At 43.1% G+C, this 14,013-nt stretch carries 10 protein-coding genes; 9 read left to right on the forward strand and 1 reads right to left on the reverse strand.

From position 1 onward, the window contains the following. The first annotated feature begins 2 nt into the window (after positions 1-2). The 6 genes from F6J90_RS19925 (at position 3) to ablA (ending at position 7,410) form a co-directional block, all read left to right on the forward strand. The gene (locus tag F6J90_RS19925) at positions 3-1,739 is read left to right on the forward strand and encodes a GGDEF domain-containing response regulator (RefSeq protein WP_293097171.1); all 1,737 of its coding nucleotides are present in this window, start codon (positions 3-5) and stop codon (positions 1,737-1,739) included. Between the two features lie 24 nt (positions 1,740-1,763). Further along, positions 1,764-2,879, forward strand: coding sequence for a response regulator (locus tag F6J90_RS19930; protein ID WP_293097174.1), 1,116 nt, complete (start codon positions 1,764-1,766; stop codon positions 2,877-2,879). A 171-nt stretch (positions 2,880-3,050) separates the two neighbouring features. Next, the gene (locus F6J90_RS19935) at positions 3,051-3,818 is read left to right on the forward strand and encodes a YebC/PmpR family DNA-binding transcriptional regulator (RefSeq protein ID WP_293097177.1); all 768 of its coding nucleotides are present in this window, start codon (positions 3,051-3,053) and stop codon (positions 3,816-3,818) included. 91 nt (positions 3,819-3,909) lie between these two features. Next, on the forward strand, positions 3,910-4,815 hold the full coding sequence (locus tag F6J90_RS19940; protein ID WP_293097180.1) for a hypothetical protein: 906 nt from the start codon (positions 3,910-3,912) through the stop codon (positions 4,813-4,815). A gap of 6 nt (positions 4,816-4,821) precedes the next feature. Continuing rightward, a complete protein-coding gene (locus F6J90_RS19945; protein ID WP_293097183.1) occupies positions 4,822-5,895 on the forward strand; it encodes a DUF4231 domain-containing protein in 1,074 nt (357 codons plus the stop codon). A 333-nt stretch (positions 5,896-6,228) separates the two neighbouring features. After that, positions 6,229-7,410 (forward strand): lysine 2,3-aminomutase, encoded by a 1,182-nt coding sequence (gene ablA / locus F6J90_RS19950; protein ID WP_293097186.1) that lies wholly within the window; start codon positions 6,229-6,231, stop codon positions 7,408-7,410. Positions 7,411-7,567: 157 nt separating this feature from the next. On the opposite strand, the gene F6J90_RS19955 is transcribed toward ablA, so the two are convergent. Continuing rightward, complete coding sequence (locus F6J90_RS19955) at positions 7,568-8,047, reverse strand: GNAT family N-acetyltransferase (protein WP_293097189.1); 480 nt, start codon at positions 8,045-8,047, stop codon at positions 7,568-7,570. A gap of 402 nt (positions 8,048-8,449) precedes the next feature. On the opposite strand from F6J90_RS19955, the gene F6J90_RS19960 reads away from it, so the two are divergent. From F6J90_RS19960 to F6J90_RS19970, 3 genes are all read left to right on the forward strand, one after another. Next, positions 8,450-12,595 (forward strand): TIR domain-containing protein, encoded by a 4,146-nt coding sequence (locus F6J90_RS19960; RefSeq protein WP_293097192.1) that lies wholly within the window; start codon positions 8,450-8,452, stop codon positions 12,593-12,595. Positions 12,596-12,812: 217 nt separating this feature from the next. Beyond that, the gene (locus F6J90_RS19965) at positions 12,813-13,253 is read left to right on the forward strand and encodes a DUF29 domain-containing protein (protein ID WP_293097194.1); all 441 of its coding nucleotides are present in this window, start codon (positions 12,813-12,815) and stop codon (positions 13,251-13,253) included. Between the two features lie 163 nt (positions 13,254-13,416). Beyond that, positions 13,417-13,992 carry a Uma2 family endonuclease gene (locus F6J90_RS19970; protein WP_293097197.1) on the forward strand — a complete coding sequence of 192 codons (576 nt, stop codon included), beginning with the start codon at positions 13,417-13,419 and terminating at the stop codon, positions 13,990-13,992. Positions 13,993-14,013 lie beyond the last annotated feature (21 nt).

Here is a 14,013-nt window from a genome sequence, read left to right on the forward strand (position 1 = left end):
TCATGAGAAAAATATTAGTGATTGAAGATGAAGAGTTTGTCCGGGAAAACATTATAGAACTCCTGGACGCTGAAGGGTTTGATGTCATTGGAGCAGAAAATGGTCGTGTTGGTGTTAATTTAGCTAAAGGAACTATCCCAGATTTAATTATCTGTGATGTCATGATGCCGGAAATGGACGGTTACAGTGTATTAACATCCCTTCGTCAAGACTCAATGATGGCAACAGTTCCCTTTATTTTTTTAACGGCAAAGGCGGCTAAAAATGATTTTCGTCAGGGTATGGAACTAGGAGCAGACGACTATATTACCAAACCCTTTACCAGAGCAGAGCTCCTAGGGTCAATTGCCAGTAGACTCAAAAAAAAAGCTGCTGTTCATAAGCATTACAATACTGAACTTCAGGAAGCTAAAAATAAACTCAATTACTTGATCCACCATGACAGTTTGACCAACCTACCTAATCGGCTGTCGTTGCGAGAACGATTTAAGCAAGTAAAACAACACATCGACGGTAATGAACAACTGGTTACCTTTCTGTGTTTGGGTTTAGATCGGTTTAATCAAGTTAACAATAATCTCGGTCATTTGTGGGGTGATTACTTACTAAAATTTGTTGCTAAAAGCCTCACTAATTGTGTAGATAATAATGGTACAGTTGCTCGTTTAAATGGCGATCAATTTGCCGTTATTATAGCCACAGATCAACATAAACAAGATGTCATCAATCTTGTCCAAACCATTCTTGAGAGCCTCTCTCAAACCATCGTGCTGGATGATCAAGAAGTTTTTATCACCGCCAGTATTGGTATTGCCATTTATCCCCGTGATGGTGAAGACGTTGAACAATTACTCAATCATGCCAACCAGGCGATGCTTGAGGCAAAGCGCCACGGTGGTGATCAATATCAGTTTTACACCAGTGCCTTGAATGTCAATTCTTCAAATCATCTTACCTTGCAGAGTAGCTTACGCTATGCTTTGGAACGGGAAGAATTTCAGGTTTACTATCAACCCCAAATCAGTCTTGAGACAGGAAAAATTGTTGGTGCTGAAGCTCTATTACGTTGGCATCATCCAGAAATCGGTTTGGTTCCCCCAGCAAAATTTATTCCGATCGCGGAAGAAACGGGTCTGATTATATCCATTGGAGAATGGGTATTACAGCAGGCTTGTCAGCAAGCTAAAGTCTGGCAAAATGATGGATTCACCTCTTTCCGTATAGCAGTAAACTTATCAGGTCGTCAATTTAATAAACCGGAGTTTTACCAGAATTTAGTCAAGATTTTGCAGTCAACTGAGTTAACCTATCGAACTCTAGAACTAGAACTAACTGAAAGTATACTAGTAAAAAACACTGAGACGGCTATTCGTCAGTTAAATGAGTTGAAAAACCTAGGCTTAGAAATTGCAATTGATGATTTTGGAACCGGATATTCTTCATTAAGTTATTTACAACAATTTCCCTTTGATGTTCTCAAAATTGATCAGTGCTTTGTCCGTAATATTGTGCAGAAACCTAACCAGGCTGCTATTACTAAGGCGATTATACAAATGGCAAAAAGTTTGAATCTACAACTGATTGCTGAAGGAGTAGAAACTCAAGAAGAATTGGCTTTTATTTATTCTCATAAATGTGATCGAGTTCAGGGTCATTTGATTAGTAGGGCTTTACCAGCGCCGGAATTTAAACGTTTACTCAATAACGGTATTGGCTTCCCACTACCTCAAGTCAATTAGATTAGTTTCACAAAGCGCAAAAAAATGGTAAGAACAAAAATTCTGTTAATTGAAGATGAACCTTCAGTACGAGAAAATATACTGGAGTTACTGGAGGCTGAGGACTTTGAGGCGATTGCTGGTAGTAATGGTAGGATTGGTATCGAGTTAGCCCAGCATGAATCACCGGATTTGATTATTTGCGATGTGATGATGCCAGAAGTTGATGGTTATGAGGTATTGCAGACCTTGCGCAAACATCCTGATACGGCAACCATTCCTTTTATGTTTCTCACAGCTAGAGCTGAAAAAACTGATCAGCGCCAAGGAATGGAATTAGGAGCAGATGATTATCTGACCAAGCCATTTACTAGAGTAGAACTACTAGGAGCAATTACTACTCGATTGGAAAAGCAAGCTGCCCTTGAGTTGCAAAAAGATAAAAAACTGGATGAGTTGCGTAGCAATATTACACTGTATTTGCCCTATGAAATGGATAAACCCCTAAATCTGATTATGGATATTTCCAAACTAATCATGGATAAATGGGAGAGTTTGGAACGATATCAAATTAAGACTATGGCAGAAGATATCCATCAGTCTGCTGAACGGTTATTAAGGTTAATTCAAAACTTTTTACTTTATGCAGAACTTGAAATAATCGCTACAGATTCCAATAAAATAGAAAATCTGCGAAAGACTACCAGTAAATTGCCTAATCCGGTTCTGGGTAATTTGATTCAGAATCTTGCTCAAAAGACAGGACGGGTTGAGGATTTGCAATTAGATTGGCAAGAGGCTACTATTCCTATGTCGCAAAACCGAATTAATAAACTGTTGGAAGAGTTAATTAATAATGCCTTTAAATTCTCAGAAGAGGGAACACCTGTTTGGGTCAATAGCTATTCAGAAAATAATACGTTGATCTTGTCAGTCCACGACAAGGGACAAGGAATATCTGAAGCTGAAATGGCCGAATTGGAAGCTGACTTACAGTTTCAAGGTAACCTTTACGAACAACAAGGCTCAGGGTTGGGGCTGCTGATTGCTAAACGTCTAGCTGAGTTACATGGTGGGAAATTAACAATAGATAGTACACTGGGAGAACAAACTACAGTGCAAGTAATACTACCCCTAATCTCCAAAGGGCTACTCCCTTGACCAAGAACCATTTAACATCTACCATTTACCATGGACTTTCTTTCCTTAAGTTAGTAGCTATCCTAGAAGAAAGAATATTATATTATATTATGGAATGACTTGGGTAGGTTATATGCTTAAACCAAGAAGTGGAGGTATTTTGTTAGTTGGGTTGTAATCAACTTAACCGTTATGGCAGGACATAGTAAATGGGCAAATATTAAGCGTCAGAAAGCGAGGGTTGACGCAGTTAAAGGTAAGACCTTTGCTAAAATCTCTCGGGAGATTATAGTAGCTGCTCGCAATGGCATCCCGGATCCGGAGGGTAATTTTCAGCTCCGGCAAGCGGTGGAAAAGGCTAAGGCAGCAGGGATTCCTAATGAGAACATTGAAAGAGCGATCGCAAAAGGAGCAGGTACCCTAGGCAATGAGAGTGACAATCTCGAAGAGATTCGCTATGAGGGGTATGGTCCAGGAGGCGTTGCTATCTTGATCGAAGCTTTTACTGATAATCGGAATCGGACAGCAGCTGACCTGCGCTCAGCATTTACTAAAAATGGTGGCAATCTGGGTGAAACAGGTTGCGTTAGTTGGATGTTTGAGCAAAATGGTGTCGTTACGCTTACGGGTGATATCACAGAAGACCATTTGTTTGAAGCATCCCTTGAAGGGGGAGCTCAAACTTATGAGTTGAACGAGGATTCCGAAGGTGTAACGGCTGAGGTATTTACAGAAGTTAGCAACCTGGAAAACCTGAGTCAAATTTTGAAAAATCAGGGCTTTGAGGTCAGTGAGGTGCAGTTGCGCTGGATTCCTAGTAATACAGTGGAAGTGACTGACCCAGATCTGGCGCGGACGCTTTTAAAATTAATGGATGCTCTGGAAGAGTTGGAGGATGTACAAAATGTTACCGCCAATTTCGAGATGTCCGATCAGCTGATGTCCCTGAGCATGATCTAGCAGATAGAATATTATAAACCACTATAGGTGATTTTAAATGTTTCTATCTGCCAAGACAAAGCAAAAGCGAACAGATGACCAAAAGGTCTTAATGGCTAGATGCGCAGGCATCGCTCCCCCCCGATTGCGCAAGAGGAGGGTTTTAGCTAAGTCCGGTGCTTTGTCCCAGGATGGATACAAGCCAAACCATCTTATCTTCAAGCAGTTCTTAAATAACCAGCCTCTCAAACTCACCTTTAACAATGGGCAAACTGCTTGTGCTATTCAAGTCGATCATTCTGTGGACTTGTCTGGTGCCCTGAACCAAATCGGTCTTCACGGCTCCCGTCCGGTTCTAGTGGTAGTCGGGGGGGCAAGTAAGATGAGTGATCAGAGTATGGCTCGTCTGGGCTTGTTGTTTGTCAATGTACTAGCTCCCATTGCTGAAACCCTGGGAGCCTGTGTGGTGGATGGCGGTACCGATACTGGGGTGATGCAGATGATGGGGCAAGCTCGTGCTGAGATTGCTGGCACCTTTCCCTTAGTAGGTATTGCCCCAGTGGGCAAGATTGCGCTTCCTGATGCACCCCCCTCCTATTCTGGTGAAACATCACTGGAGCCAAATCATACTCATTTTGTGCTGATTCCTGGGTCTACCTGGGGTGATGAATCCCCCTGGTTGGCTCGTATAGCTACTACCCTGGCAGACGGAAAGCCATCAGTCACAGTAATGGCTAACGGTGGAGCGATTACCTTGCTAGACTTATTTGAAAACAAGAAAGCTGGACGACCATTGGTAGTTCTTGGCGGCAGTGGTCGGTTGGCAGATGAAATTACTATGGCAGTACGCTATCCAGAACAAGAAGCACGAGAATCTGTTACCGAACTATTACAAACAAATCACTTGCAACAAAATCATTTGACCTGTTATGACCTCTCACAACCATTCAGTGAATTGACTAAAATCATCATGCAGGGACTCACGAGACAGTCAAGGTATATAGTAAAAAGCACATAGACTGTCATGACGTCAGAAGTTGAGGCTACATACTCCCCTGCCCCAAGTCCAACCCTCAAACGTGCTTGGGAACGTCAGCGTACCTATAGCAAAAATGCCACAGCGGCTCAGAAACGTTTCTTTCTGCTGCGCATAGGAATTCTGGTATTGAGTGTGTTGGCTACTTTGCTAGCTGTGGTCCACTCAATGTTGGTAGAACGCCTCACTGAGTCACACCACACGGTCAAAGTGATTCACTACGTTCTTCTACTAGTGCCAATTGCTCTAAGTGTACTACTAGCAGGTGCAGTTAAGTTCGACAAAGGTGGCAATTGGATTCTGTTACGGGGTAGTGCTGAGGCAATTAAAAGGGAAATTTACTGTTACCGTGCGCAAGTTGGGGAATACAGTGATAACACGTTGCGGGATGCTAAGCTGGCACGCAAAGTCAAGCTGATTAGTCAAAGGCTAAAGGGCACCACAGTTCACCACACTAGTTTTAGCCCCTACGAAGGGGAAGTTTCCCGGAGAAAACGCTCATCCTTAAACAAGGACAAGAAAAGCAAGGACAAGAAACCTCAGGAAGCTCAACAGCATAATCAAGACGATAAGTTTTCTGACCTAACCCCGGAAAACTACCTAGTCTGGCGAGTGGAAGACCAGTTTAAGTGGTACCGAAAGCGAACTAGGAAACTTGATATACAATTGCATGGCTACCAGTGGGGAGTATATATCTTGGGTGGTGTGGGTTCATTTCTGGTGGCGCTGGATCAAGACACCTGGGTGGCGGTCACTACAGCCTTTGCTGCGGCATTTTCCAGTTTCCTGGAATTGAAACGGGTTGAGACAACGCTGATTGCCTACAACCAAGCAGCTGATGATTTGTACGATATAAGCACTTGGTGGCATGGTCTTTCAGATGAGGAAAAATCGGAGAAATTTGAGTTATTGGTGATCAGTACAGAGAAAACCATCCAAAGCGAAAATGTAGGCTGGGTGCAAGAGATGAATGATGCACTAGCAGAACTCTATGGTGAAACCGAGCAGTCGGAGGCTCAGGAAAAAAACTCGTCTCCGTCTAAGAAAGTGGATACGAAATGATTTTAGGTTTTACCGAACCTAGTACGCAGCAAAACCCTGAAATTACCACTAATTATGATTGGGCAGTCGATTTATAAAAAATAATTCTCTCAAAAACTAAAACTCCCGCCCCATAAGGATTAGACAAGTTTTTTTTATAAGTTTGACATCGCAAGCTGGGGAGATCCAACTCCAGTAATGCACTGGTATGGTAATCTATTAAGGTTGCTGGAATTAATTCCCAAAACCCACACGGTTTTGTTTTTTGGGCTGCTAGTGCGATGGTGGATACCTAAAATAAATTGCCTTCAAAACAACATTTTTAGAAAAAAAATTGTCATTACAAGATTCTCTATGCCAACTCAAACAAAAATTAGATCCGGATACATGGAAGATATTGCCGATGAACTTTGGAACGATTGGCAGTGGCAACTTGGCCATCGTCTCAATAGTCTGCAACAGCTTCGCCAATTGATTCGCCTCACTCCTGAAGAAGAGGAGGGGCTGAGTGCTGAGGGCAAATTTCATGTAGACATTACTCCCTATTTTGCCAGCCTCATCGATCCCGAGGATCCTCACTGCCCGATTCGCCGCCAAGTAATCCCGTTAGGTCGCGAGCTGCAAATGTTTGAGGGGATGAATGTTGACAGCCTGGGTGAAGATGGTCACAGTCCAGTTCCTGGTATCGTTCACCGCTATCCTGACCGCGTGCTGATGCTGGTGACTATTCATTGTGCTAGCTACTGTCGTTACTGTACTCGCAGCCGCATGGTTGGAGACCCCAGTATGGCCTTCGGTAAATCTGACTTTGAGCGTCAACTAGATTACTTACGCCAGACCCCATCTGTGCGTGATGTTTTACTTTCCGGTGGTGACCCACTTACTCTTTCCGATGGCCTATTAAAGTATCTTCTCTCTCAGTTAAGAGCTATCCCCCACATTGAAATTGTCCGTATTGGCAGTCGTGTTCCTATCTTCCTGCCACAACGAATCACGCCTGACCTATGCAATATGCTCAAGGGTTTTCATCCCCTCTGGATCAATATTCACGCTAACCACCCCAAAGAAATTACTCCAGAAGTAGAGGTTGGTTTGGCTCGTTTGGCTGATGCGGGTATTCCCTTGGGAAATCAAAGTGTTCTCTTAGCTGGGATTAACGACACGGTAGAAATTCAGAAGGCGCTTGTTCATCGTTTGGTTCAAAACCGTGTTCGACCATACTACCTTTACCAGTGTGATCTAGTTCAGGGTGCAGGTCACTTCCGAACTCCTGTTAGTGTTGGGGTTGAAATTGTTGAGGGATTGCGCGGTCACACTAGTGGCTATGCTGTGCCTACCTACGTCATTGACGCCCCAGGAGGCGGTGGTAAGGTTCCTGTGTCGCCCAACTACGTACTCAGCCATGGTCATCGGCATGTTGTTCTACGTAACTTTCAAGGCATGATTTCAACTTATATTGAACCAGAGTACTATGAGCGAACTACTGCTCCAAAATCCTTCAAAGTTAGTTCTCGGGTTGGGAGAGCGACAAAATAGAGGCAAAATAGTACTCTACGTAGAGTTTCATAACAATTTATCCCAATCCATTTACATGACTGGGATTACCCTGTTTGTCAAGTAAGTCTGAACCAAAGTTGAGTGTGATTACCCTGCTGATTATTCTTTTATTTGACTATAACTTGAATGACTTAGTCTAGTTTCCTAGATTGGTCAAAGATGTACCAGTGATGTGACAAATTCGCCATTCATCGAGAATAGAGGCTCCGAGGCTTTTATAGAAGGCGATCGCAGATGAGTTCCAATCTAATACACTCAATTCTAAGCGACCACAGTCTCGTGAAATTGCTAATTTAGCCAAGTAGCGAATCAGAGCTTTAGCAATACCTTGACGTCGATATTCTGGGAGTACAAACAAATCTCCCAGATACATCACTGGTTTTATCATAAACGTAGAATAGTTGTAGAAAAATAAGGCAAATCCAACAGCCTTGTCATCCCGTTGTGCTAGAATGGCCTCAGCATAGATACGGGGACCAAACAAGTGTTCTTTGAGATCTTCGATATTTCCAGTGACAGTATGAGATGCTTTTTGAGATTCAACCAGCGCTTGAATTAGGTTGAACAAAACTTCTACATCAGCTAGACAGGCTGGGCGGATCGTTACTTCAGACATATAGAAATTTGACTTATATATAATCTAGCTGTTAATCCCTATCTCCATTCCTATGTTATCAAAATACGACTCACGAATGTGCTTACCCTCTGGGTCGGATTTGCCTGTTCTGAGGATGCTCCTGTGGATAACGAACTACAAGAGTTAATTCCCGGTCTCCTCAAGGCTCTATGACTTCCTTCCAGGTTTTGTGGATAAAACTCGGGCAAACCCTTAAACTGTTCACCTGTTACCCATCAGTTACCCATCAGTTACCCATCAGTTACCCATCAGTTACCTATCCGTTACCCATCCGTTGCCCCTATTTCCTTCTGAGAACTCTTCAAGCTTGCTCGATTTACGAAATCCAGGGTGTTACAAGTGTAGTGTTAAGTAGATCTCCTCACTTAGACCCCTGGACAAATGACTATATTTTTCGATGCCTTTATCTCCTACGGACGTGCTGACAGCAAAGCCTTTGCTACTAAACTTGAAGCTAGACTAACACAATTGGGCTTAACGGTCTGGTTTGACCAGAAGGACATTCCGCCTGCTGTAGATTGGCAGCATCAGATTGATAATGGCATTGAGAGAACTCATAACTTCATTTTTATCATTTCCCCCCATTCCGTTAATTCAAAATACTGCCTCAAAGAAATTGAACTGGCTATTAAATACAATAAACGCATTATTCCTTTAGTGCATGTTAAATCCCCTCGGGATAAAATTACTACGATTATCCGTAAACTGAACTGGATCTATTTCCAAGAGAAAATCAACGATTTTGAAGCGTCCTTTAAACAATTAATGAATTCCATCCGTAAGCATGCTGATTATGTAGAACAGCATACTCGGTTTTTAGTTAAAGCTCTGGAGTGGGACAGAAATCAACAACAAACTAACCACCTGTTAATCCAGTCAGAACGGATTCAAGCTGAATCTTGGTTAAAGGTACGGTTTAAAAAAGAGCAGGCTCCTTGTGTGCCAACGGATTTACATTGTGAGTTTATTTGTGAAAGCACCAAGAATGCCAATAATTTAATGACCCAAGTGTTTATCTCTTATTCTGATAAAGATAAAGATATCAAGGATAAACTTAGCAAAACCCTGATGCGTGAAGGAATCACAATCTGGAAACCTGAAACTGATATTAAAACCGGTATAGACTTCCAAGCGGCAATCAACCAAGGAATCGAAGAAGCTGATAATCTCATTTACTTAATTTCACCCAATTCGATTCAATCAAAATACTGTAATCAAGAGCTTGAACATGCCTTTGTTCACAATAAACGGATTATATTACTACTGATTGAAGACACGGATATCGACCAAATACCACCAAAAATTCGCTCGTTACAATTCCTAAATTTTACTAAGTATAATAATGAAGCAAACTATCGCTTCATGGCTGCTCAATTATTAAAAGAATTAAATCAAGATGCTCTCTATTACGAAGAGCATAAGCTTTTGTTAGTCAAAGCGCTAAAATGGCTGAGCCAAAACCGCAATTCTAGCATTTTATTGCGGGGTCACAATTTAAACTATTACGAAAACTGGCTGAAAGTAAATCGGCAACGCCTGGAACATCCACCCCTAGGATTACATGAAGAATTTCTTGCGGCTAGCAGGAATCAACAGCATGAATCTTATCTAGACGTTTTTATTTCTTATTCCCGTACTGATTCAGATTTGGCTAGAAAGTTAAATGAGGCATTACAGTTACAGGGTAAAACGACTTGGTTTGACCAAGAAAGTATTCCTCCGGGCAGTGATTTTCAGCAGGAAATATATCGGGGAATTGAACAGTCTGATAATTTCTTATTTATTATTTCCCCTGCTTCGGTAAATTCACCCTACTGTGCTGGGGAGGTAGAGTATGCTCAGACATTAAATAAACGGTTTGTGACTGTGCTTTCTACACAGGTACCAGCAACAGTGCTACATCCTGGATTAGCTAGCATCCAGTGGATTGATTTCAATAGGCATCGAGGAGATTTTTATCCCAATTTCAGTGAATTGGTCAGAACCCTTGATACTGACCGAGAGCATGTGCGCAGTCACACCAAATGGTTGCAACGAGCTAGGGAATGGGAGCAGTCTAACCAAGATACGGATTTGCTGTTGCGTGGCAGTGAATTTTCTATTGCCCAACAATGGTTGCTTAATGCCGAGACCAATGATAAACAGCCGACTGCAACACTTTTACACAAGGAATATATTGCTAAAAGTGGGGATGCCATATCGATTTTGAGAAAACAGGAAAAGCGTCGATTAGTCATCTTACGGTTGTCCCTTACTTTGATGAGTGCAGCATTTGCAGCAGCTGTTGGCTTTGGCTTGGTTGCTTTGATGCAATGGAAACGAGCAGAAATGGTAAGCGTTGGTCACATTAATGCTCTGAGTCGATATTCACTGGCTCTGAGAGAATCACATCAAGAATTTGATGCCCTGATCGAAGCAATCAGGGCTGCACGGCAACTGCAAAAACAGAGACGCAGTGTAAAACCTGAAACTGAGGCTCTGGTTAGGACAGCATTGCACGGAGCAGTGTCTTGGGTCAGAGAATACAACCGTTTGGTAGGCCATAACAGTTGGGTTACCAGTGTTAGTTTTAGCCCTGACGGTAATCTGATTGCTTCTGCTAGTAAAGACCATACTGTCAAACTTTGGAGCCGCAAGGGTAAGCCACTCCAAACCTTGAAGGGACATGAGGCTACGGTTTGGAATGTTAGTTTCAGCCCAGATGGCAAGACTATTGCTACAGCTAGTCAGGATAAGACGGTCAAACTGTGGAGCTTAGACGGGAAAAACCTCCAAACCTTTAAAGGACATCAGCGTGGAGTGCGGAGCGTGAGTTTTAGTCCGGACGGCAGGATGCTGGCTACGGCTAGTAATGATAATACTGTCAAGCTGTGGACCCTCAATGGCAAGCAACTCCAAACGTTTGAGGGTATTGTGGCTGGATATCGCAGCATCAGCTTTAGTCCGGATGGCAAAATTCTGGCTTCTGCTGGAAGTAACAATACTATCAAACTCTGGCACCTGGATGGGACAAGTATGGTAAGGTTCAAGGGGCATGAGGCTGAGGTTAATAGCATCAGTTTCTCACCCCAAGGCAAGATGATTGCTTCTGCTAGTCGGGATAAAACTGTTAAACTCTGGAGCCTTGATGGTCGGGAACTAAAGACTTTTCCAAAGAAATTCCCTGGAGTCAGAAGCGTCAGGTTCAGCCCGGATGGCAAAACCCTCGCCTCTGCTAGTCGGGATAAAACCGTTAAACTCTGGAGCCTTGATGGCTCGGAACTCCAAACCTTCCGAGGGCATCAGGCTGGAGCTTATGACCTTAGCTTTAGCCCAGATGGCAAGACCCTGGCTAGTGCTAGTGAAGATAAAACCATTAAACTCTGGCGCTTAGATGCGAAAACACCTCGCACCTTCAAGGGTCATAGGAGTAATGTCTGGAGTGTGAGTTTCAGCCCAGATGGCAAAACCTTGGCTAGTGCTAGTGAAGATAAAACTGCTAAGCTATGGCATTTAGATTATACCTGTGCCAAGGAAGGATTAGGGGAGAGAAGCTCTAGTCAAACTATCAATTTTATGGATTTTTGTTTGACCCCAAACCTTCTAGAAAACCACAGGGATGCAGTGTTTAGTGTTAGTTTCAGCCCGGATGGTAAAACTATTGCTACGGGTAGCCGGGATAGTACGGTTAGACTTTGGAGTAAGGATGGTAAAAAAATCCAAACACTCCAGGGGCATCAGGCTGAAGTCTTTAGCGTTAGTTTCAGCCCTGACAGTCAGACTATTGTATCTGGCAGTTGGGATAAAGCTGTCAAGCTTTGGACTTTTAAAGGAAGAGAACGCCAAAGGTTGAAAAAGCTTAGGGCTGCGGTTAGAAGTGTTAATTTTAGTCCCGATGGTCTGATGATTGCTGTTGGTAGTGATGATAATACTATTAAGCTTTGGAGTCGGGGAAACTTATGTAATGGTGAATTAAAATCAGCAAAATTAAAAGCAGCAAACTTAAAACCAGCAGTTGGATCAGACCATAACACAAATTTTTTGCCTTTTTGCTTAACTCCTACCATCCTCAAAGGTCATGATGATGTGATCTGGAGTGTCAGTTTTAGTCCGGACAGTCAGATGCTTGTCTCTGGTAGTGAGGACGAAACGGTTAAACTTTGGAGTAGAAACGGTAAAGAAATCCGAACTCTCAAAGGGCATGAAGGTAAGGTGTTTAGCGTCAGTTTCAGTCCAGATGGCAAGATGATTGCTTCGGCTAGTGGTGACAAAACGGTTAAACTCTGGAATTTGAAGGGGCAAGAAATTGAAACTCTGATGGGACATAATGATGGGGTTTTTAGCCTCAGTTTCAGTCCCGATGGCAAAATCCTGGCTTCATCTGACTACAGTGGCAATGTGATTATGTGGGATATGGATATAAGTTTAGATTTCAATGACCTTCTGGGTCGGGCTTGTGATTGGGTAGGGGATTATCTAAAGCATAATTCTGCAATCGATGAAAGCGATCGCACTCTTTGTGATGGTATTAAACCCAAATCAAAATAGACTGGATTAAGGAAAGGCAAGAGGCAAGAGGAACCCACCCCTAACCCCGACCAGGAGGGGAAGGCAAGAGGCAAGAGGAACCCACCCCTAACCCCGACCAGGAGGGGAAGGCAAGAGGCAAGAGGAACCCACCCCTAACCCCGACCAGGAGGGGAAGGCAAGAGGCAAGAGTTAATAAACTAAGAGATAAATTGGGTATAGAAAGGGAGAGACACTTGTGGAAAAAGCATACACAAAAGACTTTAATTCCTGGACACAACAAACAGCACAGTTGTTGCGAGAAGGTCGTTGGCAAGAGATTGACTTAGAAAATCTGATTGAGGAGGTTGAAGACTTGGGCAAGAGTGAAAGGCGGGGAATTACTAGCCAATTGATTCGCCTGCTGTTACATTTGCTCAAGTGGCAATACCAGCATCAGCGTCGCTCGGATAGCTGGCTGGATTCGATTTCTGACGCTCGGACTCAGATTGAGCTAGCTATTGAAGATAGTCCGAGTCTCAGGAGCTATCCAGCCGAGCAGCTGGAACAAAGCTATCAGCGGGCTCGCCGCAAGGCAGCCCAGCAAACCGGAATGTCTGTTTCGGTTTTCCCAGAGGCTTGCCCCTATTCTCTTGAATTGATTTTAGATCAGGATTGGTTACCAGAACCTGAATATTAAAGCCTATTTAATGATAAAATTGCGAATATTAAATTAATTGATATTGGTGTGATTAAACCCATAACTTGGACTGAAAAACTCAAGGCACTAGAGGCACGGGTTGATAAATGGGAAACGGATAACCCCTCATACAATTAAGCTGTATTTTTAAAGTTAAGTTATCATGACCCTGATCAAAACTAAACGCTTTAGCCTAGCTGAGTATCATCGCTTGATTGATAATGGTTTTCTAACAGAAGATGACCGGGTGGAATTGATTCGGGGAGAGTTAATACAAATGGTGGCGAAGGGTACGTCCCACTCGGTTTGCAACACTAAGTTATGGCGAGAGTTGGACAGACTAGTAGGCGACCGTGGGGTGGTACGGGGACAGGAACCAATCATCCTATCGAACGACAGTGAACCGGAACCGGATGTTGCGATCGCATGGGGTCAGGCGGATGACTACTTGTCAAATCACCCTTATCCAAAGGATATATTCCTAGTGATTGAGGTGTCAGATTCAACCCTGGAGTATGACCAAACCGTAAAGCTATCCTTATATTCAGAAAACCAAATTCAGGATTACTGGATTGTTAACCTGGTGGCTGGTCAACTAGAGTGCTATACTCAGCCCTATCAAGATACTCAAAGAAATTTCGGCTATCGTGTCAAACGGGTGGTGTTGCCCAATGAAACGGTTACCATTCCTGGTCTTGGAGATTTGTCCCTAGAGTTAACTCGTGTGTTTCCAGGTTGAGCAAAATTGGATCAGTTGATG

The sequence above is a fragment of the Moorena sp. SIOASIH genome, assembly GCF_010671925.1.
Lineage (GTDB): Bacteria > Cyanobacteriota > Cyanobacteriia > Cyanobacteriales > Coleofasciculaceae > Moorena.

Excerpts from the sequence above, each read along its gene's own strand:
- F6J90_RS19930 (WP_293097174.1), top strand. The coding sequence starts at position 1,764 with ATGGTAAGAACAAAAATTCTGTTAATTGAAGATGAACCTTCAGTACGA.
- F6J90_RS19940 (WP_293097180.1), top strand. The coding sequence starts at position 3,910 with ATGGCTAGATGCGCAGGCATCGCTCCCCCCCGATTGCGCAAGAGGAGG.
- ablA (WP_293097186.1), top strand. The coding sequence starts at position 6,229 with ATGCCAACTCAAACAAAAATTAGATCCGGATACATGGAAGATATTGCC.
- F6J90_RS19955 (WP_293097189.1), bottom strand. The coding sequence starts at position 8,047 with ATGTCTGAAGTAACGATCCGCCCAGCCTGTCTAGCTGATGTAGAAGTT.
- F6J90_RS19960 (WP_293097192.1), top strand. The coding sequence starts at position 8,450 with ATGACTATATTTTTCGATGCCTTTATCTCCTACGGACGTGCTGACAGC.
- F6J90_RS19925 (WP_293097171.1), top strand. The coding sequence starts at position 3 with ATGAGAAAAATATTAGTGATTGAAGATGAAGAGTTTGTCCGGGAAAAC.
- F6J90_RS19935 (WP_293097177.1), top strand. The coding sequence starts at position 3,051 with ATGGCAGGACATAGTAAATGGGCAAATATTAAGCGTCAGAAAGCGAGG.
- F6J90_RS19945 (WP_293097183.1), top strand. The coding sequence starts at position 4,822 with ATGACGTCAGAAGTTGAGGCTACATACTCCCCTGCCCCAAGTCCAACC.
- F6J90_RS19970 (WP_293097197.1), top strand. The coding sequence starts at position 13,417 with ATGACCCTGATCAAAACTAAACGCTTTAGCCTAGCTGAGTATCATCGC.